This window comes from Bifidobacterium tibiigranuli (assembly GCF_022655035.1).
Classification (GTDB): Bacteria; Actinomycetota; Actinomycetes; order Actinomycetales; family Bifidobacteriaceae; genus Bifidobacterium; species Bifidobacterium tibiigranuli_A.
Genome location: NZ_JALCUA010000008.1, coordinates 38,744 through 64,751, shown reverse-complemented (window position 1 = coordinate 64,751; position 26,008 = coordinate 38,744). Strand labels below are relative to the sequence as shown.

Here is a 26,008-nt window from a genome sequence, read left to right as displayed (position 1 = left end):
GCGCGGTTAATCATCACAACGCCCGCACAAAGGTCAGATTAGTGCAGGAATTGCATCGTTTGGATGCCGAGATACGTCACGAATCCCGCACATCCTTGGTTGTGATGCGGGAGTTGTGACGCTTTATAGCACGTAAACAAATGGGGGCTGCGCGATTGGAATCGCACAGCCCCCATTTGCATGAGCTCGGTCAGCCGCTCTGGCTCAGCCAGCCAGCAGCCCTACGCCAGCCGCCAGCCTTGGGCCTGCTCGCGCTCATGCCAGAACGAGGCGTAGAGGCCGCCGTTTGCCAGCAGCTCGGCGTGCTCGCCACGTTCGACGATGTGACCGCCGTCGAGCACGAGTATCTGGTCGGCGTCGGCGATGGTGCTGAGCTTGTGGGCGATGACCAGCACGGTCGAGTTGCGCGACAGCTGGGCGAAGGAGCGCTTGAGATGCGCTTCGTTCTCCGGGTCAATGGCCGAGGTGGCCTCGTCAAGCAGCACGATCGGCGCGTTCTTGAGCAGCGCGCGGGCGATCGAGACGCGCTGGCGCTCGCCGCCGGACAGCGCGGTGCCGCCTTCGCCGACCCGCGTCTCCCAGCCGTCAGGCAGGTAGTCGAGCATCTGCGAGACGCCGGCCATCTCGGCGGCGGCAAGCACTTCGCCGCGCGAGGCGGAAGGCCGGCCGAGCCGCACGTTCTCGTACAGGGTGTCATCGAAGAGATACACGTCTTGGAAAACGAGCGAAAGCTGGCTCATAAGCTGCTCGGTCGTCTGCTCGCGCACATCCGTGCCACCGACGAGCACCGCGCCATCGTCCACCTCGAAGAACCGCGCAATAAGCCGCGTGACGGTGGTTTTGCCCGACCCGCTCGGGCCGACCAGCGCGGTCAGCGTGCCGGGTTCGAGGCGCAGCGAAACATCATCGAGTATCTGATGGTCGGTGCCGGGGTAGGTGAAGCTCACGTCGCGCAGCTCGACTTCGTTGGCATGCGACTGGTCGAACGCCGCAGGCTGCGCAGGTTCGGGCAGCTCCTTGGCGTTGAGTACATCAGCCATGCGATCCAGCTCGTTACGCGCCATGCGGATGGCGCCGGCGTAGTCGCCGACCTCCATAAGCGGCTGAATAAACCGTGCCGTCAGCGCAAGTATGGCGCACATCAGCGCCGCATTGCTCATGCCGTTCAGCGCAAACAGTCCGCCGGCCACAATCAGCGCGGTGAAGGCAAGCTGGGTGACGATGCCGAATATCGCAAGGCCCGCCAGGCTGATCCACAGATTCTTGCGGTGCGCCTGCAGCTCGTCGCTCATCGCGTCCTCAAGCGGGGCATAGCCTTCCTCGCCACGGCCGAAAGCACGCAGCACGCGCTGGGCTTGGGCGAATTCGATGAGACGGTTGTCAACCTTGACGCTTTCGACGTGCAGGATGTCATCGGCCTTGCCGATAAGCGACGCGGAAGCCTTTGATGCGAGCCAGAGCAGCGGGGCGAAGACAATCATCACCAGACCCATGCGCCAGTCGAAGAACAGCACGCCTATCGCGATGATCGCGGGCGTCACGATGCCGTGAATCAGCGGATTGACCAGATGCGCGGCCGCCGTGGACACGAACATCGTGCCCTTCGTGATCATCTGCGAGACCTGGCCGACGGTGTCGGGGTGGAACCAGCCGAGCGGCAGGCGCACGAGCTTGTCGCCTATCCGCTCATGCTCCACGCTCATCACCGCTCCGGAGACGCGGTACGATTGCGCGGCTTGCTGCACATGCACCAGCGCCGCAACAACCGTCAGCACCAGCGGCAGGATGAACGCCCGCCAGGTCAGTGTGCCGTCGAACAGCGATTTGAACACGGGCAGCACCGACACGATCATTGCGCCTTCGGCGGCTGCGGCCACCACCATCCACACCAGCGCGCGCTTGAACATGCCGCTGTATTTGTCGCCAAGTATGGTCAGCAAATCCCCGATCATCGCCCTGCCTCCTCATATTCGCGCCACATCGAGCTATACAGCCCGCCTGCGGCAACCAATTCGCTTTGTGTGCCCTGCTCGGCGATGCGACCGTCCTTCATCACCACGATCTGATCCGCGCCGGCGATGGTCGCCAAGCGATGCGCGATGACCAGCAGCGTGCGGCCGGCAGTCAGATGGGATAGTGCCAATTGGATGGCCGCCTCGGATTCAGGGTCGGCGAAGGCCGTGGCCTCGTCCAGCACCAGAATCGGCGGATCGGCGAGCAGCGCCCGAGCGATTGACACGCGCTGCGCTTCGCCGCCGGAGAGCATCGCATCCTCACCGACGACCGAATCGTAGCCGCGCGGCAGCTGCATGATGCGCTCGTCGATCTGCGCGAGCTTAGCGACTTCGCGCACCTGATTAAGCGTGACATCGGGGCGGCCGAGACGAATATTATCCAATATGCTCAGGTGCACCAGCTGCACGTCCTGCAGCACGAACCCGACGTGTTTATACAGCTCGGTCGGTTCGATCTCGCGCACGTCGACGCCGCCGATGCGCACACAGCCGCACGCGGGGTCGAAGAACCTTGGCAGCAGCGTCGCCAGCGTGCTTTTGCCGGAGCCGGACGGGCCGACGAGCGCGGTGACCGTGCCGGGCTGGAGCTCCAGCGAAATGTCGTGCAGCACGGGGTTGCCCGGCGTGTAAGAGAAATCGATGTGGTCGAAGACCACGGCGTTGCCCTCCGGCGCTTTCGGCACCTTGGGGGCTGGCAGCTGCGGCGTTTCCAACAGATCGTGGATGCGCATGGCCGCGGCGGAGGCCTCGGTGCGCGATTGTATGCCGAAGCTCACGGTGATGAGCGCGGCGGGCAGCGTCGCCGCCACCAGAGAAGCCGCGAAGACCTGAATCGCGTTGACCCAGCCCAGTCCCATCATCCAGAAGCCGCCAGCCAGGCCGATCATGAGCATGACCGGGGTCATGATGCAGACGGATGCGATGGCGTCGGTCATGATCATCGGCCGGCAGTATTCGGTGTATTCGGAGCTCAGGCGTTGCGCGGTATCGCGGTATTTCTTATGCGCCTGACCGGTCTTTCCGAAGGTTTTGACGACCGAGATGCCGGAGACGAATTCGATGGCCGCCTCGCTGATCTGCTGAATCATGGCATTCACCTTCACCTGCATCGCGCCCCAATCCTTGGCCATATAGGCGTAGGCAAGCGCGTAAATTGGCAGCGGAATGACGCTCAGCAGCGCCAGCCGCCAATCGAGTGCAAAGAGATAGATCAGCGCGAAAATCGGCGTGCAGGCCGCGCCCGTGGTCTCGACGGAGGCGTGCGCGACGAGATAGTGAATCGAAGCGATATCGTCGATGGCCGCCTTGCGCACCACGCCTGAGGAATGGCTGGTGAACCATCCCAGCGGCGCGTGGCTCAACGTTTTCACGATGCGCCGGCGCAGGAAGGTGCCCATCCGTGCGTCCGCGAAATGCGTGATACCCAGCGCAAGCGTTGAGAACACGGCGCGTCCGGCGAGTCCGCCGAGCGCGAGCCAGATGCCGGCCCATACGGCTCCGTGCACATCCGTGACCGGAGCGCCGTGCCCCAAGAATCCGGAGCGTCCGGCGATAAGCGCGTTCGCGATCTGCGTGATCGCCACGAAAGGCAGAATCGTGCAGAACGAGGCTATGGCCTGGCATACGACTGCGAGATTCGTCGCGCTGCGTACCGGGCGCAGCATGTCGCTCAGCTGCCGCTTGCGTTCCTGCGTTTCTTGCTTGGCTTGCTGCTTCGCCTCCTTGGTGAATTCGAGGGTGGGGGCGGGAGCGGTTTCGGATTGTGCCTGTGCTTGCTGTTGGCCGTCAGCGGCGGTATTGCTGGTGTCGCTGACGGCGTCGTTGACCGCGTTATTGGCCGTGTCGTTAACTGTGTTGTTAACCGCGTCAGCAGTTGCTGAATCCGGTGGAGTGCCGGTGGCGTTGGTCATTATGATCCTTTCTGATTGGTGAGATATGAAGTGCGTATGGCCTTGGGATAGGTCGTGAGGCGGGCGGCGTTCGGTGTTGAAGTGCTCGGTGGTGCTTGACTTGCCTGTTCCGTCATGCTCCGTCAGCCCTGTCAGCCCAATGTGATGCTTTCCACGCGATTGTGCCTGTTCTGCGGCGCCGGGCGCTTGGCTTTAGTGGTGTTCGTGTCGGTGGTGGCAAGCGGGTGCAGGGCGATGATGGTGTCGGCGCAGGCGTCCACGAGTTCGGGGTCGTGGGTGATGACGAGCACGACGTGGCCCGCGGAGGCGAGTTCGCGCAGCTGCTGGCCGATGGCGTCGAGGTGGCGGCGGTCGACGCCCGAGGTCGGCTCGTCGAAGAGGTACACGGCCGCGTCGCGGGCCACTGCGGCGGCGATCATGAGGCGCTGCTTCTGGCCGCCGGAGAGCGAGAGGGGGTGCCGGTCGGCGAAATCCAGCAGGTCGAAGCGTTCGAGCAATGGCATCGGGTCGGCCACGCTCGTGCCGAGCGAGACCTCCGTGCGCACGGTGGCCGAGAACAGCTGCCGTTCGACGTCCTGCATCACCATGGCGCTGGCCGCCAGCCGCGCCCGCTCGTTCATCGCCTTGCCGCCGAGCAGGATGCGGCCGCCCTTGTCGGGGGCGAGCAGCCCGCAGATGACGCTTGCCAGTGTGGACTTGCCCGCGCCGTTGGGCCCCACGAGCATCGTGACCTCGCCGGCATGCACGTCCAGCGAGGGGATGTCGAGCACCAGCCGCCTGCCGTAATGCACGCGGATGTCCTCAAGGCGCAAGCCGCTGCCTTGTGGAGCTGCGGCGGGTGTGGCAGATGCAACGGTCGAGTCTCCGGATGTTGCGGCGGTAGGAGCGGCAGATGCCGTGTCGGTGGATTCAACTGACGGTGCTGCAAGGTGTTCGCCGGATGCATTGGCCGACGACGACGCAGCATAATCGTTTGCGTTCGCGGCGGTGCTCGTCTCGTGGCTTGCACTCGCCGTCGTCTCGGCATGTGCGCTGCCGTCCGCTACCTCGCTGCCACTATTTCCTTCGACGATCCGTTGCATGAGCGGCAGGGACTTTGGCGGCGTGATGGTGCGCAGGCCGAGGCCGCGTATCGCTTCGGCGCTCAAGGCGGCGAACTGCTCGCCGGTCCAGCGGTGCGCGATGCGGCCGTTGTCGAGGTGGATGACCTGGTCGGCGAGGTCGCGCAGGGAGTAGAGCCGGTGCTCGGCCACGACGATGGTCCTGCCCATCGACTTGAGCCGTGAGAGCAGTTCGCCGAAGCGGGCGATGGCGGCCGTGTCGAGGTTCGAGGTCGGCTCGTCGAAGAGCAGCACCTCGGTGCCTTGCGCGATGGCCTGGGCGCAGGCCACGTTCTGCAGCTCGCCGCCGGACAATTCGGTCAGGCTGCGATTCACAAGGCTCTCGATGCCGACCTGGCGGGCGGCGAGACTGCTGCGCCGGCTGATTTCCGCTGGGTCGATGCCGTGGTTCTCGTTGCGGAAGGCGAGCTCGCTGCGCACGTCGGTGGTGAAGAACTGGCTGCGCGGGTTCTGGAACACGGTCGCGCTCACGCCGCCGGACCGGGCGAGGTCGAGCGTGGGGATGCCCAGCCCGCACACCCTCACGTCGCCGTACATCTCGCCGCTGTGGAACTGCGGAATCAGTCCGTTGAGCAGGCGCAGGGCCGTGGACTTGCCCGACCCGCTGCCCCCGCACAGCACCGTGAGCGAGCCGCGCGGCACGGTGAAGCTCACGTCCTGCAGCGCAGGGGTCGTATCGGCGTCGGACTGCCGCGACCGGGGCTGGGCCGCAGAGTTCTCCTCCGGCCCGTAGGGCGAGGCGTCGAGATTCTCGTACGAATACGTGAACTGCACATTGTCGACGTCGATGATCGGCTCGGCGGTCTGGGACCGTCCTTGTTCGCTGCTGCTGGTTGCGCTCATCCAAGCACCGTCCATTCTATGGACTGAAGTATGAGATGCAGCGCGACGATTCCTGCGACGGCTGCCAGAATGGCGACGTCGGTCCAGCGCACGCGCAGCCGCACGATCGAGGTGGGCCGGTTGGGCAGGCCCAGCCCGCGCAGCAGCGCCGAAGCGCTCAGCTCGTCCGCGATGCGCGTGACCGAGGCCAGCAGCGGCAGCACGGTGTACTCGGCCATGCGAACCGGGTGAACCAGCATGTCGGTCGGCCCGGAGACGACGCCGCGCAGGCGCATCGCGTTCATGATGGCCTTGAGTTCGTCCATCGCGGTCGGGATGAAGCGCAGCATCACCGCAAGCGGCACGATAAGCGCGCGGGGTAGTCGCAGCGCGGACAGCGCGGCGATCAGCGCGCTCACGCTGGTGGAAAGGAACAGGAACCCGAACAATCCGAAGGTGATTGCAAGCCGGGACGTCCAATAGGCGATGGTCACGATAATCGCCGCGAACCAGCCGCTCACGAGCAGCGGCAAGCCGACATACAGCGCAATGCAGCCGAACGCAACGGCCAAGAACGTCCAGAAGCTTTTGCCTAGGATCTGCGTGGCCAGCAGCACGGCCGCCAAGGTGGCGGACAAGGCGACGATTTCGGGCGGAACGCTGCCGAACGCGAGCACATTAATGACGATCAGCGTCAGCAGCGTGGTGCGTGGATCGCAGATTTGATGGCGGCGGCTGGTGGGGGAGACGCTGGCGGCGTTTGCGGCCGGAGAAGCCATTGACGGCGTTTCACCCACTCTGCCAGCTACCACGGCAGGTGAAACGCGCGAAGCTGAGGTATCTGCCGCAGTCATCACAGAATGCCGGCGTGCGCCAGATTGCGTTCGAGGATGCGCGTGCCAATCCACGCCGCGAGAGCGCCGATGAGGACGATAAGAACAATAAAAACGATTCCGAGCGAGGAGAAGATGCTGACCATGCCATCGGCGTACTGCTTGCCCATAGATGCGCTGATGTGCTCACGGTAGCTCGCCGGGCTGAGCCAGATTGGCAGAATGCAGCCGATAAGCCACAGCTGGAAGACCGGGTAGGAGAGGATGTTGCGGACTTTGGAGCGGTAGCGGCCCGAGCGCACGATGAGGTCGGCGAGCAGCCCGACGATGATGGAAATCGGCAGCACCGCCCAGTATTCGCCGAGCAGCATCATCACCAGCCCGACAAGGAATCCGAGTATGGTCATCGCGCCGAATGCGCGGGTTTTGACCAGGAAGAGCATGATCACGGTGCCGTTGATAAGCGTGCCGAGCATGAACCCTGCCACCTCGCCGATGGGGCTGACGAGGCCCAGCATGCCGGTGGCGTAGGCGACGACGAAGTAGATGGCCGCGAAGACGCCAATAGTAATAAGCGTGCGCGGTTCGAGCTTGCCGACAGCCTTGGTAGTGACGACGGGCGTGCGGCTGGTTGTGGCTGCAGCGTCGGTGCTGTCTTGGCTGGGGGACGTGGATGGTGTGGATGGTGCGTTGCTGGAACTCATGCCCAATACTTCTTTCACATATACATGATAATGATTCTCGTTTTGTTTCCAACGCAAATGATATAGCTCGGCATGTTACGTGTCAAGGATTGGGACGTAGCCGTTGCCGTCTGTCGCATCGCTTCCTTGCGATTGCTCGTTCTCTATCTGCGCTATCTGTGCCAGCCGTAGCGTTTTGCGGCAAGGCTCCGACTTTCACGGCATGGAGTGCCGATTTCTTGTGTATCTGCGTTATATGAGGCGTTAATTTGGTCGCGCGGAGGTCTATCTGCGTTACGTGAGGCGTTATTTTTCGGAGCGTCGAGTATCGGGCGGCAAGAAGCCGCCTTTTTAGCCAGCGATGCTCGAGGTGCTAGGGAATTAGCGCCTCACGTAACGTAGATAGACCTCCGCAGCGCCTCAATAGCGCCTCACATAACCGAGATACACCTGATTCGGGGGCTGCCAAGGTGCATCGGCATCGTTGCTACGACCGGCGTCGTGCCTTGAGCGTCACCACGACGATGCTGATGACGCCCAGCCCACCGAACCAGAGGGCGAACATGCCGATATGGCCGGCATTGATGTGCCCGGCGATGGCCTCTTGGGTCAGCTCGGCCAGCGCGGTCATGGGTGAGGCGTCGACGATGGGGCGTAGCGCGGGCGCGTAGAGATCGCGCGGCATCATGGCGGTGTTGAAGAACATCGCGGCCATGATAAGTGGCGCAGCGCTCACTGCGCCTTGGGGCGTTTCGGCCAGGTAGCCCATCATAACGCCGAACGCGCCGCTGGCGATTGCGGTGAGCAGCATCACGAGCAGCACGCGCAGTGCGGCGATGGGGCTGCCGAAGTCAGCGCCGAACATGAGTGCGACAATCATGGCGATGGGCGCGGCGATGAATGAGCGAATCGACTCGGCCAGGATGCGGCCGATGTAGCTGGCGGATGGCCGGCCGGGGAAGGTCTGGACGCGGTCGGTGAGCCCTTCGTGCCGTTCGCGCACGGTGCTGCCAGCGTTCGTAAGCGCGCCGCTGAGCATGGCGGTGACGGCGATCATCACGCTCATGCCGGGCAGATCCATGGGCTTGCCGCTAAACTGCTCGATCATGCCACGGAACATGATGACGACGACTGCCATCATCATGGCGGGCATGGCTACCGAGCTGATCAGTATCGTCGTGGAGCGCGACCAGCGGCGCAGCATGCGCCCGGCGTGAATCCACACCGCCACGGGCCATGCTGTGATGTTTGGCGCGGCTGCAGCGGCTGCGATTGCAGCGGCGGAGTAGCGCGGGCCACCGGACGGTTGCGGCTGCATAAGCGGCTGCATGTTCTGAGATGTTGAAGTCGTCTGCATTATTTGCTCCTTCTCAATGAGCGTGTCACCCATATCGCGCCAATACACAGCCCAATGGCCAGCCAGGCGAGGGCCTCCCACCCGGTCGAGCCGAGCGGCTTGCCGGTGAGGATGTTGCGCATCGTGTCGACGCAGGGCGAGAAGGGCTGATGCCGCACGATAGGCTGCAGCCAGTGTGGCAGCGTGCCCACGGGTATGAACGCGGTCGAGAGCATGAGTACCAGCACTTCGAGGCTCTGAATCACGCCCGATGCGGACACGGGGTGTTTGGCCCGCAGGCTGATGCCGCCGAAGAACATGGAGAGTATTTCGCTGATGGCTGCCGCGACGAGGAAGGCCAACGCCAGCGCGCCGAAGCTGTGCGGCTTTGCGCCGCAGACCAGTGCGAGCACGGATACGGTCGCCAGTGAGGCCACCGTGCGGATGAGATCGGTCCCCAGTCGGCCCAGCACGATGGCCAGCGCCGAGGTAGGCATGGAGCGCAGTCGTGCCAGTATTCCGCTTTCGGCGTCGACGGCGAAAGCCATTGAGGGCACGGCGGCGGAGAACATCGCGGCTTGGAACATCGCCGCAGGCAACAGGAAGAGCGCGTAGTCGAGGCCTGTTTGAGAGGCGGCATGGCCGAAGACGATGAGGAAGGCGCCCATGAACAGGCCGGGCATGATGAACGCCGACATCAGCGAGGCCCGGTTGCGGAAGAATCGCACCGTGTTACGCCATAGGGCTCCGGCCGTGCCGGAAAGCGGGGGTGTACTAGTTGTGCTCATCGCGCATCACCGGCCGACTGGTTGCCTTGCACGGCCGCGTCGCTACCAGCGCTGTCCTCAAACGCCATATCGAGGAAGACATCGTCCAGCGAGGGCATAGCGAGCGTGGCGGAATCGACGTTCGCATCTGCGTCCTTGAGCGCGCCGATTGCGCGTGTGAGATCGTCGGCCCCGCCCGCTGCCGTAAAGGAAACGGTAAGCCCTTCGGCGGTAAAGCTTTCGGCGGGCAGGCCCAGACGCGCGGGCAGGATGTCGCTGCAAGCGCGGAGCGCCTGTTCGTGCGAGTCCAGTTCGAGCCGGCAGATCTGCGAGCCGAACTGCGAACGGACCTGAGCCGGCGAACCTTCCAAGACGCTGCGACCGTCGCGCAGCAGCACGATGGTGTCGGCAAGCCGCTCGGCCTCATCGAGATACTGTGTGGTCAGCAGAATCGCCACACCGTCGTCGCGCAGCTCCTCGACCAAGTCCCACAGTTCGCGGCGAGACAGGGGGTCGAGACCCGTGGTCGGCTCGTCCAAGAACAGCAGCCGGGGCTTGACAATCAATGACGCAGCGATGTCGAGCCGTCGCCTCATGCCGCCCGAGTAGCTGCCGACCAGCTGCTTCGCCGCATCGCTTAGCCGGAAGCGTTCCAGCAGTTCGTCGGCTCGTATTTTTGCGGCTGATGTGCTCAGCCCGCGCAGCCTCGCGAAGAAGATCAGATTCTCTCGACCGGTCAGCTCGGCGTCGACGGCGGCGAACTGACCGGTGAGCGAGATCAGCTCGCGCACCTGCTTCGCGTCGCGCACTACGTCATAGCCGCACACGCTCGCAGTGCCGGAAGTCGGCAGCATGAGGGTTGAAAGCATGGTGACCAGCGTCGTCTTGCCCGCGCCGTTCGCGCCGAGCAGCGAAAGAATCGAGCCCGCAGGAATGCTCAGGCTCAAGCCCTTGAGCACCTCCTTGCGCTTCGCGCCTGTCCCGTATGACTTGTGGATGTCGCTGACGACCAGAACCGGGTCCGGCGTCTGGGCAATGTGCTCCATAATGGTTGTTTCTTTCTCTCTCTATATATTTATATATGTGGTGTGGTTGGGGAGTTTGCTAGGTGATTCGGGGGATGATTGGATTTCGTGCGCAGAATGCGATACGTGGACTGATGCGGCTGAAAACTCTGGCGCGCCGTCAATTCAATCGGCGCACGTGCAGCACATGGTCCTGGCGGATCTCGCGCTGGCCTTCGGGGCCGATCTGCTCGAAATCGGCGAGCTCGTCGCGCAGAATCTCCCACTGGTCGTCGGCGAGTTGGAGCGCGGCGCGATTCTCCTGCGGCGAGGGCAAGGTGAGATGCGCTGCCTGGCTGGCGTTCGGCATCTTCGGATGCCAGGAAGGCACGGTCCAATGGGAGACCACAAGCAGATGGCCGTTCGGCGCGACTGCCTGCGTGGCGCGATGCAGAATGCGCTCGCGCTCGCCGGGCTGGGAGACGGGCGAATGCAGGTATTGCGCGGAAACCAGGTCATACTGCCCGCGCGGGAAGTCGGCGGCGAGATCGCATTGCGCGAATTGGATGCTGTGGTCGAGGCCAAGCGCGGCCGCATGCTCCCGCGCCCGGTCGAGCGCGGTTTTGGCGGCGTCGACCGCGAGCACGTGCCAACCCTGCTGTGCGAGTCAGATAGCGTCCGATCCCTCGCCGCAGCCCAGGTCCAAAGCCGTTCCGGGGTTGAGATGTGCCACTTCGGTGACGAGATGACGCCCCACGGTGCCGTGCTCGTGCGACCAAGTGTTATTGGCGTAGAAGTCGTTCCAGAAGGTCGGTGCCGAAGGCATATCAGCGCCACGCCGCTTCGCAGGCTCACTCGCCTTTTGGATTGGCGCAGATTGGGCCGGGTTACTGCGCGATTCACGCGCAGCAGTGACCGAACCATCGCATTGCTGCTCTGTAAATGTCATATTTTCGGAGCGTACACTCGAAATCCATAAATTGCAAACGATTATCATTAATAATAGAAAATCGCTATAGCCCGACGTGTGTATGGGCTATCGGGCATGTCGCGCGAGGCGGTTGCCCGGCTATGTGGCTATGCGGCGATGGCGGGCCAGATGAGGTCGGCCATGCGTTTGGCCCATTGGGTGTCAGCCATGCTGGTGCTCTGCAGCGGCAGCGCCTGGCTGGCGATCATCGAGCCGATGATGGTGTTGAAGAGGAATGCGGCGTCCAGTCCGCTTCGCAGCACGCCGGCGCGTTCGCCGCGATGCAGGAAATCGGCGAAACGTCGGCGTTCGGGCAGAATCGCCTGTTCGACGATGCGGCTGAAATAGCGGTTGCGCGTGGAGAGCACCATCCCGACGGCCTCGATGCCGATTTGCGAGCTGAAATGCTGCACGATGCGTTCGAGCATGAGCTGCAGATTCGGGTGTGTGGCGCTGAGCTCCGCCAGCTCCGGGGTGCGGCCGAATTCCAGGGTCTGCACCTGCGCAAGCATGTCCTCGGAGTTGCGATATCGGCGGTAAATCGTGGTTTTGGCCACGCCGCTGCGCTTTGCCACCTCCTCGATGCTGACTGCGCCGATGCCCTGCGTGATGGCGATTTGCAAACATGCCTGCAGTATCTTGCGGTCGGTTTCCGCGCGCATCCTCCTGCCGCGCTTGCCGGCAGTCGGAGCATCGTGGGAAGCGGAGTCCGTGGTCGCGCCGTCTGCTGCATGCGCCGATGTCGATAGCGCTAGCGCCATGCCGGACGTTGCACTTGCTGCCGTATCGGCTGATGCCTTGGCGGCTTGGTTACCTGCCGTGTCCATCGTTGTGCCAGCTGACTTGGTAGATAGCGTGGCGACTGTGTGAGTGGATACAGCGTGAGTGGATACTGCGCGAATAGATACTGTGTCATCAAACGCCGCGTCGTTGCTGCGTTTCATGGTGTCTCCTTCCTTGACTGCTGAATTCTCGCTCAATACACGCATGGCTCACAGCACCTTCGTGCTGGATGTCTGCCGTTCGACCCAGCGATTGAAGCGCACCAGCGGCTTGCGCAGGAGCAGGCCGACAGGCAGCATCGCGGCAGCGTATATCAGCACGATGCCGAGCTGCTGGAACAGGTCGTTCATGTAAATACCCGCGACAGCGGCGCGCGTGGCCTCGATCGCGTGGAAGGCCGGCAGGAAGGGGCTTAAGTTCTGGATGAAGCCGGGCACGACCTGCAGCGGGTACGCGCCGCCGGTGCCGGAGACCTGCATGACGAGCACGATGACGACTATCGCCTTGCCGACATTGCCGAAGCTCACCAGCACGGTGTAGATGAAGAACATGAACACCAGTGAGCTCGTCCAGCCGCAGAGCATGAACAGCCACGGATGCGCGGCATGCACGCGCAGGAACAGCAGGGTTCCGGCGCAGGAGAAGGTGCTTTGCGCCAGTGCGATCAGCGCGAAAATACCGAAATGGCCGAGGAAAAGCTGATGCGGCTTGAGCCGCTGTCCCTTCGTTTCGTCCGCTGCGGTGCCGGATGCAGCGGCATGCATGGCTCGGCTGGAATGACTGATGTCATATGTGTTATCGCCTGATTTGCCGGTACCATCGCCAGCGTCAGAACCGGCACCGGTACCCCGCGCCTTGCCTCGTTTGCCGCCGTTGCCTCCGCGCGCAGCATCCAGCAAAGCCTGCTGCCGCTGGCGCGACACCCCGGTTTTCAGCATCAGTACAGCGAGCAGCGCACCCACCCACAGCGGGATGATGGTGTAGAACGGCGTCATCGCGGTGCCGAAATTCTCCACGGGGAACACGGCCTTGCGCTCCAGCTGCACCGGGGCGGCCAGCGCCGAAGCCAGCGTCGAGGGATCCTGGCTGAGCAGCCGCCGCACGGCCTGCATATCGCCGCTGGACAAGGCAGCGCTGAGCTTGCCGCTGAACTCGGACAGCGTCTTGCTCGTACCGGTGAGCAGATCGGCCATCGAATCGAGCACCTTCTTGATGCTGGCCATGTCGGCGTCGGCTGACGTGGCGGTGCTGTGCAGCGAGTCGACCGCGCCCTGCAATGCTCCGGAATTCGCGTCCAGCGTCGATGCCGCATCGTTCAGGCTTGCGGCGATGCTGGCGATCTGCGGCTTGAGCGTGCCGTCTACATCCGCATGCACGCCGTCAATGGTTGACGAGGCCTGCGACGCCAGTTGTTTGATCTGCGCTCGCTGCCCGGCGACATCAGAGCTTTTGGCATCCACATCGTTGGCTGCGCCACCCAGTGAATCGCGCAGCGCGGTGAGCCGATCGATAACGGTCTGCAGCCCGCCTGCAACATGCACAAGCTGGTCATGGGCCGGCGAAGATTCAGGCGTCGCGTTGGCGAGCTGCTGCACGGCATCGCGCAGAGCGCCATACTGGTCGAGCTGGTGCTGCACGGCTGTGGATTGCCGGCGCAAACCGGCCGACACGTCGCCTGCGCTCGCCGAAGCATCAGCGAAAGTCTTGTCGATGGAACCGTTGACCGCGTTAAAGCTGGAACCGCTGGCTGACAGCGCCCCTGACAGCGTTGTCGCGCTGGCTGACAGCGCCGAGCCGATATCGCCGACTGAGCTGCGGGCCTTTTTGAGCTGATTGCCAGCTTTGGAGGCGCTGTCTGCCGTGGCGGCAAGCAATTGGTCGGAGCTGGTGAGCAGCGACCCCGAGGCGTCGAGCATCGCGCGGTAGGCGTGCAGCATGGAGGCTGTGTCATTGAGCTGATTGGCAAGATCGGTCACATTGCCGCTGAAATTCCCGAGCCGCTGCTGGGCCTGTGGGGCGTCAAGCTGTTTGACGACGGTTCTGGCGAGGCGCAGCGCCGTGCCGGTCAGCGTCGTGGAGAAGGTCGTATTGACTTCGGCCGCAATCTGGTCGGCGCCTTCCCCGGTGAGCTTCGGCGCGACCGCGTTGAGCTTCTCGTTGGTGACATAGGTGAGCTTGGGGTGCTTGGCGCCCGGCGAGAAGAAGGTCAGCATGGTGGCGCTGAAATCCTTCGGGATGATGACAGCCGCATAGTATTTGCCGGATTTCGTGCCGTTGATGGCCTCGTCCTTGCTGGTGAAAGCCCAGTCAAGCTCCGTATTGGCCCGCAGCTCGCTTACGACCTGGTCGCCGACGTTCACGGTTATCGGCAGATTGTCGCTCGAATAGCCCGCGTCGGTGTTCGCGATGGCGACTTTGAGGCTTTTGGTGTTGCCGAAGGGGTCCCAGCTGGCCGCGATGTTGAACCAGGCGAACAGACCCGGTATCATCACGAGTCCGACGGTGATCACGATGGTCACGACGGTGCTGAGCAGGTGGCGCACGTCGTCGACGAACAGCTTTCCTATCATGGTCATGCCGTGTGCCCCCTTTCTTCGTGGGTCGGGTCGTGGATTGGTTTGGCGGTGTTGGTATCGCGTTTAGCAGGGTGCCCGTCATCATTGCTCGGTGCGGCGTCATGCAGCGCAGGAAGCTGCTGGGTTTGCTCGATATCGCTGGTGTCGCTGCCATTACCGCCGCCGTCAGCCTCGCCAACTCCGTCAGCCTCGTCAGCCGCGCCTGAAATAAGCACTGCAGCCCCGGCGATACCGCTGACAAGACCAGCACCAGCGTCAGCGCCGGCACTTGCACTCGTGTCGTCACCCCGCGCATGCGTCCCGTAGTGCCACCTCGACGCGGCGTATTCGCGCACGATGCCCCGCACGCGCTCGTCGCTGAGCGTGCCCAGCCGCAGCTGGCGTTCGAGGCTGTCGCGCATGAGTTCGATGGCCATGAGGAATTGCACGATGAGCAACAAATAAATGAGCCAAGCGGCCAGCGCGACGAGTTTTGTGCCGGTGGTCAGCGAGAAGGTCACGGCCAGCACCAGCGGAATCACCAGCCCGGCGACCAATGCGCCGTGGCGAAGCCGGGGGTAGAGCTCGGCGAACCGGGCAGCTCTGCGTTCGATCATCGCGCGGTATTCTGTCTTGTCGGCCAGCACGCCGATGGCCTGCGAAAGCCGGTATTCGCGGCCGTGCGACATCACCGGCTCGCTCACGATCATGTCGCTTTGCGCGATTTCCTTCGCCGCAAGCCGGTTGAGCGTGATCAGATGCGGGCGAGCCACCAAACCGAGCAGGAAGGCCGCGACGGCGAACAGCAGCAGGCGGAAGATGTCGGCCGCCCAATGCCCATCGTAGAAGCCGCCGATCGTCTCGCGCTGCGCGTTGACGGCGTGCGTGAAGGGGAGGAAGGGGCTCATGGCCCGGAAAAACCCGGGCAGCAGTTCGATCGGATACATGCCCGAAGAGCCGGGTATCTGCACCATCACCAGCACGATCCACAGCACCTTGCCGATATGCATGAACGAAACCGACAGCGCGTACGCGATGCTCACGTACACCAGCGAGGTGATAAGGCTCGTGACGACGAAGGCGAAGTCATTCACGCTCTGCACGCCGATGATGAGGTTGCCGATTGCCGTCACCAGCCCCTGCATCGCGGCGACGAGCGCCAGCAGCATCCAGCGGCCCCAGTAGCGCTGATTCAGCGTCGGTTTGCGCGCGCCGAGACCTTCGTCGTCGACTTCGAGCTTGATGAGCAGAACGAGCATGAACGCCCCGACCCACAGCGACAAGCTTGTGAACAGCGGGGCCATGCCCGAGCCGTAGGAGTTGACCGGGTAAACGATCTGCGTGTTGAGCAGGGTGGGGGAGAGCATGAACGAGGCGATGGCGCCGGCGTCGAGCTGGCCGTTGGGACCGAGCGCGTTCGCACCGGTCGTGCCATTTGCACCGCCGAGTCCGGCATCACCGAGTACGTCAGCGAGCAGATTCGAGCTGTCGAGGGTTCCGAGGTCGACAATCAGCGTATCGAGCCGTGTCGAAAGGCCGCCCAAGCCGGCGTCCGTATCCGCCAGCGAGGAGTCGGCGGTGGAAATCGCCTGATCGAGCTGATTGAGCACCACATTCGCCTGCGCGATCAGCGCGCCTTGGGTGCTTAAGCCCGCTCCCAAATCGTTGGCGGAGCTAGCCAGCGAGGTCAGCGAATTGTTCAGATTCGGCAGCGTGCCGGACACCAGGCTGCCATGTGCCTTGCCGAAGTCGTTCAATGTGGCCTGTGTGGCGGAATTCAGGGCTTTCGAGGAATTCGCAGTGTCGGTGACGGTGTTGCCGGTGTCCGTGTTGAGCTGAGAGAGGCCGTTGATGGAATTGCTGAGCGCCGTGTTCTGCTCCTGCAATTTGGCGATGATACCGTCCGTGCCCTGCACGCCCGAGTCCTGCTGCAACTGCTTGAGATCAGCGATAAGCTGCGCGTTGCTCGTGTTCAGGGCTGTTGCGGTGTCCAGCGCCGTGGCGACCTTGCCGTTCGCCTGGGTGAGTTGTGCGGCAAGCGAGGAAACCGTGAGATTGGTCTGCCCGCTGGCCTGTGCGAGCAGTGCTGAACCCTGATCGAGGCTTGTGGAGGATGAAGCGAGCAATCCGCCGACCGTGTTTTGCGTCTCGCCAATCAGTTTCGACGCGTTCTGCAGGCTGGATCCGGCCTGCTTGCCCGCCGAATCGGCTGATTGCAGTGCGGCGCGCGCGCTTTGGGTCTGCTGCGGGGCTGCGGCGAGCGTGGCGCGCAGATGAGCGATGACGGCTCTGATGTCGGTTATGTCCTGCTTGGCGGTGCGTAGGTCGCGCAGCGTCTGATTCGTGGTGCTGTCGGTCTGCGCGTTGATGGCGCCGGCCGCATTGTTCGTTGCCGAGGTTATGGCCTTGCTGACCGCCGACACGAAGGCATCATTGACCTGCCGGTCGACGGTATTCGCACCGGTGTCGGTGATTTTCGTCGCGATGCCATTCTTCTTCTCGTTGACGTAGTATTCGAGCGTTGGGCGCGATGATGTTCCCGATGTTGTTCCTGTTGCCGACTGTGATTCCGGCCCTGTGGATGTGGCTGTGGCCGGCTTGGTGGCCGTCCCTGTCGTGATGCCGCTGACCTGCCTGCTGAAATCCTTCGGGATGATGATCGCCGCGTAGCTGTCGCCCGAATAAACCTGACGCATGGCTTCGGGCTGGCTCACGAAGCGCCATCCGAGCGTATTGTCGGTTTTGAGTTGGCTGACGATCTGATCGCCAAGCTCGATGCGCCCCATCACATCGTTGTTCGCGCCCTGGTCCTCGTTCGCCACCGCCACATGGATGCCGTGCGTGTTGCCATACGGATTCCAGAACCCGATGATGTTGAACCAGGCGTACAGCGGCGGCAGAAATATGAGCCCGAACAGGATCACCCATGCCGCGGGCACGCGCAGCAGCCGCATCAAGTCGCGGCGGAAAATGGCGAAGGCGTTGCTCATGCTGGGTGTGTGGTCCTTTCGGGGACGTGGGTTGTTGGTTGTCTGGCTATTTGGGGTGTCCATATGTCTGGCTGTGTCATTCTATAACGATACGGATACCGTAGCGCTACGAATCTAGTAGCGTAATGGAACTTTGCGACAACTTACGCCAAAGATGACGCTGTCGGCTCAATAAGAGGCGGGTGTAATAGCCGAAGTCGTGAATCGTTCGGCTGCGACGCATGTATCTCGCTTATGTGAGGCGTTATTTGGGCATCGCACCCTGCAAGAACGATTCGTGGGGCTGGTAGCGCGGCCGTGTTCGCTGAGGGCCTGAGCGATTGCGGGGCAGCCCGTGTCGGTATATTCTGGGTCTGTAAATATACCCCCATAGGGTATAATAAGGAATGTGAAAATGCAGGGCGCGACGCGCTGAAATGGTTCGTTGGGCGTATCTGTGCTTAGCGACGAGGGAATGCGAATGCGTGTAAGCGGCTGCATGACAGGCCGCTCGTGTGATGCCGTGCCTGTGCGAAGGAAGGTAGAGGAGGAGCGATGACACCGATGCTGGGAACGATTGCAGTGGTGGCTGTGGCGGTGCTACTCACCGTGGCGATTGTGTGGCTGTTGCTGCTGCCGCGCAAGGATGCGCCGGCGACGCAAGCTGGGGTAGGCGATGGCGGCGTGCAGCAGATCGATGTGGTGGTCAAAGGCGGCTATTCACCTTCGACGATTGCCGTGCGGGCGGGCACCCCAGTGCGGCTGATGTTCGACCGGCGTGAAAGCGGCGAATGCTCCTCGCATGTGGTTTTCTCGGATTTCGGCATCGACAGGACGCTGCCGGCCTCCGAAACAACCCCGGTCGAGTTCACACCCGAGCATCCGGGCGAGTACGAGTTCGCCTGCGGCATGAACATGCTGCACGGCAAGCTCATCGTACGCGATGCGAATGAGGCTGATGGCGAGTTTGTGATGGGGAATGCGGGCGGCGAAAAGAGTGCTGCTGATGAAACGCGCGAAGCCGACGGAAGCGATGCCGCAGATAAAACTGAAACGTGGACTCTTGTTCCGGGCGACTGCCATGTGTCACGTGCTCCTCAGGCGCAAGGCAAAGCACAGCTGAGTCATGTTTCAGCCGACTCGCCCGATTCACTCGATACGCCCAGTGCGGTCAGCGCAGTCGACTTGCCCCGTTCCGCTGCCTCGCCCGACGAACAGGAGCGTTCCGACGCCGCGCGGCGGGAGGAGATCCGCGATTTGTGGCGCAGGCTGATCGTCGCCGTCGTGCTGACGCTGCCGGTGTTCGTCGCCACGATGTTCATGGTGTTCCATATGAGTCCGTGGATCCAACTCGTGCTCATCACTCCGGTGATGTTCTACTCCGGCTGGCCGATTCACCGCACCGGCTGGACTTCGCTGCTCCACCGCTCGCCTGAAATGAACTCCTTGGTGGCGCTGGGCACGGCGGCATCCTATCTGTTCAGCGTGGTCGTAACCGTTGCGCCGCAACTGCTGCCAGTAGGTTCGCGCGAGCCGTATTTCGAGGCGGTCGGCACGATTATCGCGCTGATGCTCGTCGGTCAGCTGCTTGAGGCCAAAGCCCGACTGGGCACAGGCGAGGCGATTCGTGGGTTGATCGGGCTGAAACCCAAGACCGCTCGGATTGTGGATAGAGGCGTGCTCGAAGCGGCGCAATCCGGGCAATCGGTGCAATCCGCCATCGAATCCACGCAAACGCAGGACATCTCTGTCGATGACGTGCGCGTGGGTGATATCGTCGTCATCCGGCCGGGCGAGAAGCTGCCGGTCGACGGCGTCGTGGTCGCGGGGGAGTCCGCCATCGACGAATCGATGGTGACCGGCGAGCCGCTGCCCGCGCGCAAAACGGTCGGCGACGCCGTGACTGGCGCGACGGTCAACGGCTCGGGAGCCTTGCGATTCCGGGCGACCAAGGTCGGCGCGGACACGATGCTCTCGCAGATCATCGAACTGGTGCGCCGGGCGCAAACCTCCAAGGCGCCAATCCAGCGCATGGCCGATCGCATCGCGAGATACTTCGTGCCGGCGGTCTTCCTCATCGCCATCTGGACCTTCGTGGCCTGGTGGGCGTTCGGCCCGGCTCCGCAAGGGGTCCATGCCTTGGTCGCCGCAGTGTCGGTGCTGGTCATCGCCTGCCCCTGCGCGCTCGGCATCGCCACACCGCTTTCGGTGACCATCGGCACCGGCAAGGCCGCGCAGAACGGCGTCCTGATTCGTTCGGCGCAGGCGCTTGAGACCATGCACAAGATCGACACGATCATCCTCGACAAGACCGGAACCATCACCGCTGGTCAGCCGAGCCTGACCGATATGCAGGTGATTGCGGAAACCAGCGAAACGAATGGAGCAGATGAAGCGGGTGACGATTCGCGCAACCGGCTTCTCACCTTGGCCGCCAGCGCCGAACAATCGTCGGAACATCCGCTCGCTCAGGCCATCGTGCACGGCGCTCGCGATCATCAGCTGACACTGCTGCACGCCGAATCCTTCTCATCGGATGCGGGCGGCGGGGTTTCGGCGCGTATTGACAATCACGAAGTCATGGTCGGAAATACCGACTATCTGCGGCATGCGAATGTCGACAATGTAACTGCTGCCGAGCAGGCTGCCACTCGTTTCGCCGCTTCAGGCGCGACGCCGGTGCTGCTGTCGGTCGATGGCCGACTCACCGCGGTGCTGGCCGTTGCTGATGCGATCAAGCCAAGTTCTGCTGGGGCTATAGCGGCGCTGCGGCAGCGCGGGCTTGACGTGGTGATGGTGACCGGCGACAACGATATCACCGCGCGGGCCGTCGCCCGTCAGGTCGGCATTGAGCAGGTCGAGGCGGGCGTGAAGCCGCAAGATAAAGGTGCTGTTGTGACCAGGCTCAAGGCGCAGGGGCACACGGTCGCCATGGTCGGCGACGGCATCAACGACGCCCCCGCGCTTGCCGCAGCGGATGTGGGCATCGCCATCGGCACTGGCACCGATATCGCCATCGAGTCCTCGGATATCACGCTGATTTCCGGCGAACTGGGCGGACTCGTGACCGCTTACGACCTGTCGAAGGCCACGATGCGCAACATCGTGCAGAACCTCTGGTTCGCCTTCGGCTACAACGGTTTGGGTATCCCGGTCGCCGCGGGCGTGCTGTATCCGTTCACCGGGCTGCTGCTCAACCCGATGATCGCCGGAGCTGCCATGGCCTTCTCCTCGCTCTCGGTCGTCATCAACGCCAACCGCCTGCGCGGGTTCCGTCCGGCCACAATCGGGCAGCAGCGTGCGGTTTCGGCTTCGGGCATAGCTTCGGGCGAGAAACCGAAGCCTCATTCTGCCGCTGGCATGGATTCCCGCGAGATGCATCATCATGTGGATCATATGGATATGGACCATATGCATCATGATGACGGCTGCTGCCACGCCGCCTCGACCAGCTCCTCTAGCTCGCCCGCTGCGGACCACCGCCGCGGCACCATGACTATGAATAGCAAGCATTGCGCATGCTGCGGCCCGGATGATGCCGATTCGGCACCTGCAACTCAGAAGTCCCAGATATCGCCGACGATGGAACAGTCCCAAGCAGCCCAATCACCTGAGCCGTCCGAAGGCCTGCCGCCCATCGGCTCCAAGCCTCAAACCGAAGCACCCGCGAAAGTCACCGACCCGGTCTGCGGCATGACCATCAACCCTGCCGACGCCTCCGACACTCGCGACTACAACGGCACGACCTACTACTTCTGCAACCCAGGCTGCGCCGCCAGTTTCGATAAGGATCCGGCCAGCTTCGCCAAGTGAAGATGGACTGATTCATATGAATGCGCGGGATTGGCACTAAGGTATCAGTCTCGCGCTTTTCATGTCTCGGACGGTACTATTGGCATGAGTTGAGTGGTACAAAGCAGTCTAGGCCCGTATCGGAGGTAGGCAAAGCGTATGGAACACGATATGCATGATAGTCGCGCAGATCAGCCGGAGCGCAATGTATCCGTATCGGATGGCGCTGAGGCGAAGCTGGGGAACCTATCCGCTCGCCCAACGCCGATGCCATCTCCTGCCGAGTCCTCCGCTGTCCATGTGCCATCGAATCCGACGCTGGCGAAGATGGCGCGATTGACTCGTGATGTGGCGTACAAAACCGGTGCCGATCATTTGGTGATGGATATTATTGCGCCGCAGTCGTTTGGCGATGACGACGCGCGGCGATACCCGGCCGTGGTGTTCGTGCAAGGCAGCGCGTGGACCACGCCAGACCGCGACACGGAGATTGCGCAGCTTTCCCAGCTGGCTCGCGAGGGATATGTGGTCGCTACAGTGAACCATCGCGATGCCTCGCGCAACCCGGAGTATGTGTTCCCGGCGTATCTTGAAGATGCGAAGTCGGCGGTGCGCTTCCTGCGCGCCCATGCCGATGAGTGGCAGATTGACGCCGACCGCGTTGGCATCTGGGGCACGTCGTCGGGAGGCAACACCGCGCTGCTCATCGGATTGACCGCCGACGATCCGCGCTACGAGGATGGCACGAATCCCGGCGTGAGCGATGCGGTCAACTACGTGGTCGCCTGCTTCCCTCCCACCGATCTGACCGAGGCGGTTGAAGCGTTCGGGCAGGAAAATGAGGCTTTTCGGCTGTACTACGCAGGCCCGCTCGCAGCCGTGCTCGGTGCCACGCCGCAGACGGGAATCACTGATAAGGTACGCCAGCGTGCAACGGATATGAGTCCCTACTTGCAGGTGGAGTCGGAGCGGCGCTACCCGCCCATGCTGTTGCTGCATGGCACCGGCGACCGCGTGGTGCCGTACCAGCAGTCGGTCAAAATGTGCGACAAGTTGGTTGAGAACGGCAATGATGCGCGTCTCGTGCTGGTCGACGGTGCCGACCACGAACACGACTTCTGGAGCCAGCGCGTGCTCGACATCATCAGCGAGTTCATAGCGGAACACAGCAATGAGCCGAAGTGCTGAAAGCGCTGAAGTAGCACAGCAACGCAGCCGCTAAGATAGCGCAGCATTGCACCATCACCATCGCGGTGCCGTCACCGATGCTTCGAGAACCAATCGCTGGCGAAATCCACCAATTCGTGTGCTGGCATAAGTCGAGCCGTGGCGTTGCCGACTTGATGCGTGCGGACTAGACCGTTTTGTGCTCCGAAGGCATCGACGACCTGCGGGAAATCGTCGTCGCGGACGGCGAATTCCTGCCAGGAGACCCACTCGCGCTTGCCGCCAACCAGCACGGCGGCACCGTTTGTGACGGTGTGTTTGCCGGAATAGGACGCCCGATGCTCGGCCAGATGCAGCACCGTTGTTTTGGCTGAACTTGCGCCAAGCAGCAGTATATCTGCATCCAATCTGACCAATGCTCCGAGGGGCGATTGCTCGCCTGTCGGGCTATCGAATGGGTGACTCGCAACGATTTGCTCGGCATTGGGGCCGAGAGCGGCGACGGAGCGATGCGGGTGCGGGCTGCGCAGCGCGCCGGGCAGCGTCCGAAAGAGCTCGGCCACGGCACCCATAGTCTGGCTCGGCGTAATAGCTGGGTCGTAGAATGGCTGATTGGCGCGGATAACGGGCCACCATTCGGCAGGCGTCTGCTTGAGGAACGCAGGGTCGCACAGCTGCCACGACTGCGCCGGCATCACGAGTGTGCCCTCCGGCCCGACGACTGCTTGCAGGGCTTCCACAACCGTCTGCGCGCCGCCGACGACCCATCCGAGCGCGCTCAAGGACGTGTGCACCATAAGCGTCGACCCGCTGCGAACGCCGAGCGCACGCAGGTCGGCAACGATATCCTGCTTCGTTATCGGCTGCACAATTTGAGATTCGCCGGGAGCGGGAGAATCGGCTGTCGTCTCTATTGCGTTTACATTCATGGTGAACCTTTCCGGTATTTCCGATATTTTCGATAGCGTTTCGCTAGCATCTTCGACAGCGTTTTCAGCGGCATAGCGCTGGCCCGGTCCGATGAATCCTGATCAGGAATCCTGACAGGGAACTCTGATTAGGAACTCTGACCGCCGCTAGAGCAACGTCGTCACAATCATTGTACGTTCGTACTTATGTCTTTGTACACTTGCCTAGTATGAATCTCGAAGAACAGCGGAAGCGCATCCTTTCCGGCGCGATGTACAACGATCTTACCGATGAGCTGGTGCAGGCGCGCGAACGCACCGTGCTGGCTACCGACCGATACAACGCCAGTTTCGGCCAGTCCGCTGCAATCAGGGAGGCGCTGCTGCGCGAGCTGGTGTTGCATGCCGGCGAAGGCGCATCGTTCCAGCCGACCTTCCGCTGCGAGTTCGGTTTCAATATCTCTCTCGGTGAGCATTTCTACGCGAACTTCGATTGCGTGATGCTTGATGGCGGCGGCATCACCATTGGCGACCATGTGCTCTTCGGGCCGCGCGTGAGCATCTACACCAGCAATCACGCCATGGATCCCGCCGAACGCGTTGCCGGTGCCTGCTATGCCAAGCCGGTCGTCATTGGTGACAACGTCTGGGTTGGCGGCGGCGTCACCATCAATCAAGGCGTCACCATTGGCGAAGGCGCTATCATCGGCTCGGGAAGCGTCGTCACCCATTCCGTGCCCGCCCGGACCATAGCTGTCGGCGTGCCGGCTCGTCCGCTGCGCGCCATCTCCGACGCAGACCGCACCGATTATCTCAGCGGTATTTGAGTTCGGGATCTGTGAGGTCGCGCTCTTCGATAGGGTGATTGCTCATTCTCTCGATGATAGCCCACGCGATTTGAGCGCTTTCGAGGCGCTGCTCAGATCAGCGCAGCGCCCCACTGCTCGGCGCGCGCGAGTTCGCCGTCAGCAATTGGACCCTGCGTACCGCTGACGAGGAAATCCTCGCATGCGACGATATCAGCCGAATGCCGGCGCATTTTCTTGGCTATCGCGCGCGCTGCCGATCCTGTGAAGCGCCCTCCCGTAACGGTGGCGAATGCGGCGACGCGGCGGCCTTGCAATTTCGGCAGCGCGTCAAGCCATTCCGATGTACCTGATTCTTCGGCATGGCCGCCTTTGGCGTTGGCCTGACGCCTGGTCGCAGGCTTCGGCAGACCGAGGCTGTGCGTCGGAGCTCCGACAATAAGGAGTTCAATATCGTCGATTTTCGGTGATTGACTTGCCTGCACGACAGCAGCTTCGATGTCGCGGGAGCGCAGGCCTGCGGCGACGGCTTGGGCAACCTGCTCGGTATTGCCGAAGCACGATTCGATTACGATGAGGGCTTTCATGATTCCTCGTTTCAACTCAATCGGTATTTTCAATAAGTATTGTGAATTTGGTACTTCAATGTCCAATTACAAAGTGTAGCATGTTTGTAGACGTATAGCCAAAGGCGATTATCGGGAGGCAAACGAATGGAAACCGGGCAGCGACGCGAACGCACCAGAATCGGCAATCGGCGGCCTCGTATGAGCGAGGCGCAGACGCGAGAAGCCGCACTGCAAACGACCGTTGCCGAAATTCGCGAGAATGGCCTGCCGCTTGGGTTGGAGCATCTGAGCATGGAGGACGTCATCCGCGAGGCGGAAGTCTCTCGTACTGCTTTTTATCGGCTCTGGCCGCAAAAAGACCAGTTCATCGGCGATCTCATCGTGGAGCTGGCCAAGGAAGCGCTTCCGACACAAAATACCCAAGGCGCCGAGGCGACCAGTCAACTCAAGGAATCATTGCTGCCGCGGATAGGAGAGCTGCAGGATGCCGACGCCCGCTGGCAGCTCATCATCAGCCTCGTCGCATCCGCCACGACTCCGGACTTTGAGCGCACGGCGGCGCTGGCGGGGCAGTGGCGCACTTATTTCGCGCTGACCAGCCTGACGATGAGCCTCCCCGACAGCGATGTGAAGGAAATCGCCCAGCAGGAAATCGGCAATGCCGAAAAGCGCTACCGGGAGCGGCTTGTCGCGAATTATGCGTTGCTGATGAACATGTTCGGCATTCGGTTGCGCGGGCAGCTCGATATGACGCTGGATGACGTCGCCGACCTGCTCATCGCCCTGATACGCGGTCTGGTGCTGCGCAACCGCGCTGACAGCCCCTCGCGCAGCAGCAGTCTTGCTTCGCGCGGCGCCGCGGCGATTGTCGCCTACTGCTTCGAAAACGACCCGACGGTCTTGTGGGACGATAGTCGCATTGACTCGATCAGGGCGACGTTGAACGGCACGGCGGACTTGTTCTGATTTTTTTTGATGGTCTGATTCGCTGATTCGTC

At 62.4% G+C, this 26,008-nt stretch carries 18 protein-coding genes and 1 pseudogene; 4 read left to right on the top strand and 15 right to left on the bottom strand.

What is annotated here, in order from left to right:
- Positions 1-221 precede the first annotated feature (221 nt).
- From LKK40_RS08460 to LKK40_RS08400, 13 genes and pseudogenes are all read right to left on the bottom strand, one after another.
- Complete coding sequence (locus LKK40_RS08460; RefSeq protein WP_304310265.1) at positions 222-1,952, bottom strand: ABC transporter ATP-binding protein; 1,731 nt, start codon at positions 1,950-1,952, stop codon at positions 222-224.
- The gene (locus LKK40_RS08455; RefSeq protein ID WP_304310264.1) at positions 1,949-3,925 is read right to left on the bottom strand and encodes an ABC transporter ATP-binding protein; all 1,977 of its coding nucleotides are present in this window, start codon (positions 3,923-3,925) and stop codon (positions 1,949-1,951) included. Before LKK40_RS08455 ends, LKK40_RS08460 begins: the two co-directional genes overlap by 4 nt.
- 131 nt (positions 3,926-4,056) lie before the next feature.
- Complete coding sequence (locus tag LKK40_RS08450; RefSeq protein ID WP_304310263.1) at positions 4,057-5,889, bottom strand: ABC transporter ATP-binding protein; 1,833 nt, start codon at positions 5,887-5,889, stop codon at positions 4,057-4,059.
- Entirely contained in the window at positions 5,886-6,647 is a 762-nt protein-coding gene (locus LKK40_RS08445; protein WP_304310262.1) for an energy-coupling factor transporter transmembrane component T, read from the bottom strand. Before LKK40_RS08445 ends, LKK40_RS08450 begins: the two co-directional genes overlap by 4 nt.
- Positions 6,648-6,721: 74 nt before the next feature.
- Complete coding sequence (locus tag LKK40_RS08440) at positions 6,722-7,405, bottom strand: MptD family putative ECF transporter S component (protein ID WP_304310261.1); 684 nt, start codon at positions 7,403-7,405, stop codon at positions 6,722-6,724.
- Between the two features lie 466 nt (positions 7,406-7,871).
- Positions 7,872-8,741: an ABC transporter permease gene (locus LKK40_RS08435; RefSeq protein ID WP_304310260.1), complete on the bottom strand. Its 870-nt coding sequence runs from the start codon at positions 8,739-8,741 to the stop codon at positions 7,872-7,874.
- Positions 8,741-9,508: an ABC transporter permease gene (locus tag LKK40_RS08430; protein WP_304310259.1), complete on the bottom strand. Its 768-nt coding sequence runs from the start codon at positions 9,506-9,508 to the stop codon at positions 8,741-8,743. The genes LKK40_RS08435 and LKK40_RS08430 overlap by 1 nt, the downstream gene beginning before the upstream one ends.
- Positions 9,505-10,533 carry an ATP-binding cassette domain-containing protein gene (locus LKK40_RS08425; RefSeq protein WP_304310258.1) on the bottom strand — a complete coding sequence of 343 codons (1,029 nt, stop codon included), beginning with the start codon at positions 10,531-10,533 and terminating at the stop codon, positions 9,505-9,507. Before LKK40_RS08425 ends, LKK40_RS08430 begins: the two co-directional genes overlap by 4 nt.
- Before the next feature lie 139 nt (positions 10,534-10,672).
- A pseudogene (locus LKK40_RS08420) lies at positions 10,673-11,146 on the bottom strand (class I SAM-dependent methyltransferase); the annotation flags it as partial.
- Between the two features lie 12 nt (positions 11,147-11,158).
- Positions 11,159-11,440 carry a hypothetical protein gene (locus LKK40_RS08415; protein ID WP_304310257.1) on the bottom strand — a complete coding sequence of 94 codons (282 nt, stop codon included), beginning with the start codon at positions 11,438-11,440 and terminating at the stop codon, positions 11,159-11,161.
- Between the two features lie 128 nt (positions 11,441-11,568).
- Positions 11,569-12,405, bottom strand: coding sequence for a TetR/AcrR family transcriptional regulator (locus LKK40_RS08410; protein WP_304310256.1), 837 nt, complete (start codon positions 12,403-12,405; stop codon positions 11,569-11,571).
- A gap of 48 nt (positions 12,406-12,453) precedes the next feature.
- Positions 12,454-14,820, bottom strand: coding sequence for a YhgE/Pip domain-containing protein (locus LKK40_RS08405; protein ID WP_304310255.1), 2,367 nt, complete (start codon positions 14,818-14,820; stop codon positions 12,454-12,456).
- On the bottom strand, positions 14,817-17,789 hold the full coding sequence (locus LKK40_RS08400) for a YhgE/Pip domain-containing protein (RefSeq protein WP_304310254.1): 2,973 nt from the start codon (positions 17,787-17,789) through the stop codon (positions 14,817-14,819). Before LKK40_RS08400 ends, LKK40_RS08405 begins: the two co-directional genes overlap by 4 nt.
- A gap of 543 nt (positions 17,790-18,332) precedes the next feature.
- Here LKK40_RS08400 and LKK40_RS08395 point away from each other — a divergent pair.
- Together LKK40_RS08395 and LKK40_RS08390 are read left to right on the top strand one after the other, a co-directional pair.
- A complete protein-coding gene (locus tag LKK40_RS08395) occupies positions 18,333-21,581 on the top strand; it encodes a heavy metal translocating P-type ATPase (RefSeq protein WP_304310253.1) in 3,249 nt (1,082 codons plus the stop codon).
- Positions 21,582-21,827: 246 nt separating this feature from the next.
- The gene (locus LKK40_RS08390; protein ID WP_304310284.1) at positions 21,828-22,748 is read left to right on the top strand and encodes an alpha/beta hydrolase; all 921 of its coding nucleotides are present in this window, start codon (positions 21,828-21,830) and stop codon (positions 22,746-22,748) included.
- Positions 22,749-22,819: 71 nt separating this feature from the next.
- Here LKK40_RS08390 and LKK40_RS08385 read toward each other — a convergent pair whose 3' ends face one another.
- Positions 22,820-23,656, bottom strand: a complete 837-nt coding sequence (locus LKK40_RS08385) for an aminoglycoside N(3)-acetyltransferase (protein ID WP_304310252.1) — start codon at positions 23,654-23,656, stop codon at positions 22,820-22,822.
- 209 nt (positions 23,657-23,865) lie between these two features.
- Between LKK40_RS08385 and LKK40_RS08380 the strand changes: the two genes are divergently transcribed.
- Positions 23,866-24,462, top strand: a complete 597-nt coding sequence (locus LKK40_RS08380) for a sugar O-acetyltransferase (RefSeq protein WP_304310251.1) — start codon at positions 23,866-23,868, stop codon at positions 24,460-24,462.
- Between the two features lie 92 nt (positions 24,463-24,554).
- Here LKK40_RS08380 and LKK40_RS08375 read toward each other — a convergent pair whose 3' ends face one another.
- Positions 24,555-25,028, bottom strand: a complete 474-nt coding sequence (locus LKK40_RS08375) for a flavodoxin family protein (RefSeq protein WP_304310250.1) — start codon at positions 25,026-25,028, stop codon at positions 24,555-24,557.
- Positions 25,029-25,154: 126 nt separating this feature from the next.
- Here LKK40_RS08375 and LKK40_RS08370 point away from each other — a divergent pair, with 126 nt between their 5' ends.
- Positions 25,155-25,976 carry a TetR/AcrR family transcriptional regulator gene (locus LKK40_RS08370; RefSeq protein ID WP_304310249.1) on the top strand — a complete coding sequence of 274 codons (822 nt, stop codon included), beginning with the start codon at positions 25,155-25,157 and terminating at the stop codon, positions 25,974-25,976.
- Positions 25,977-26,008: the final 32 nt, after the last annotated feature.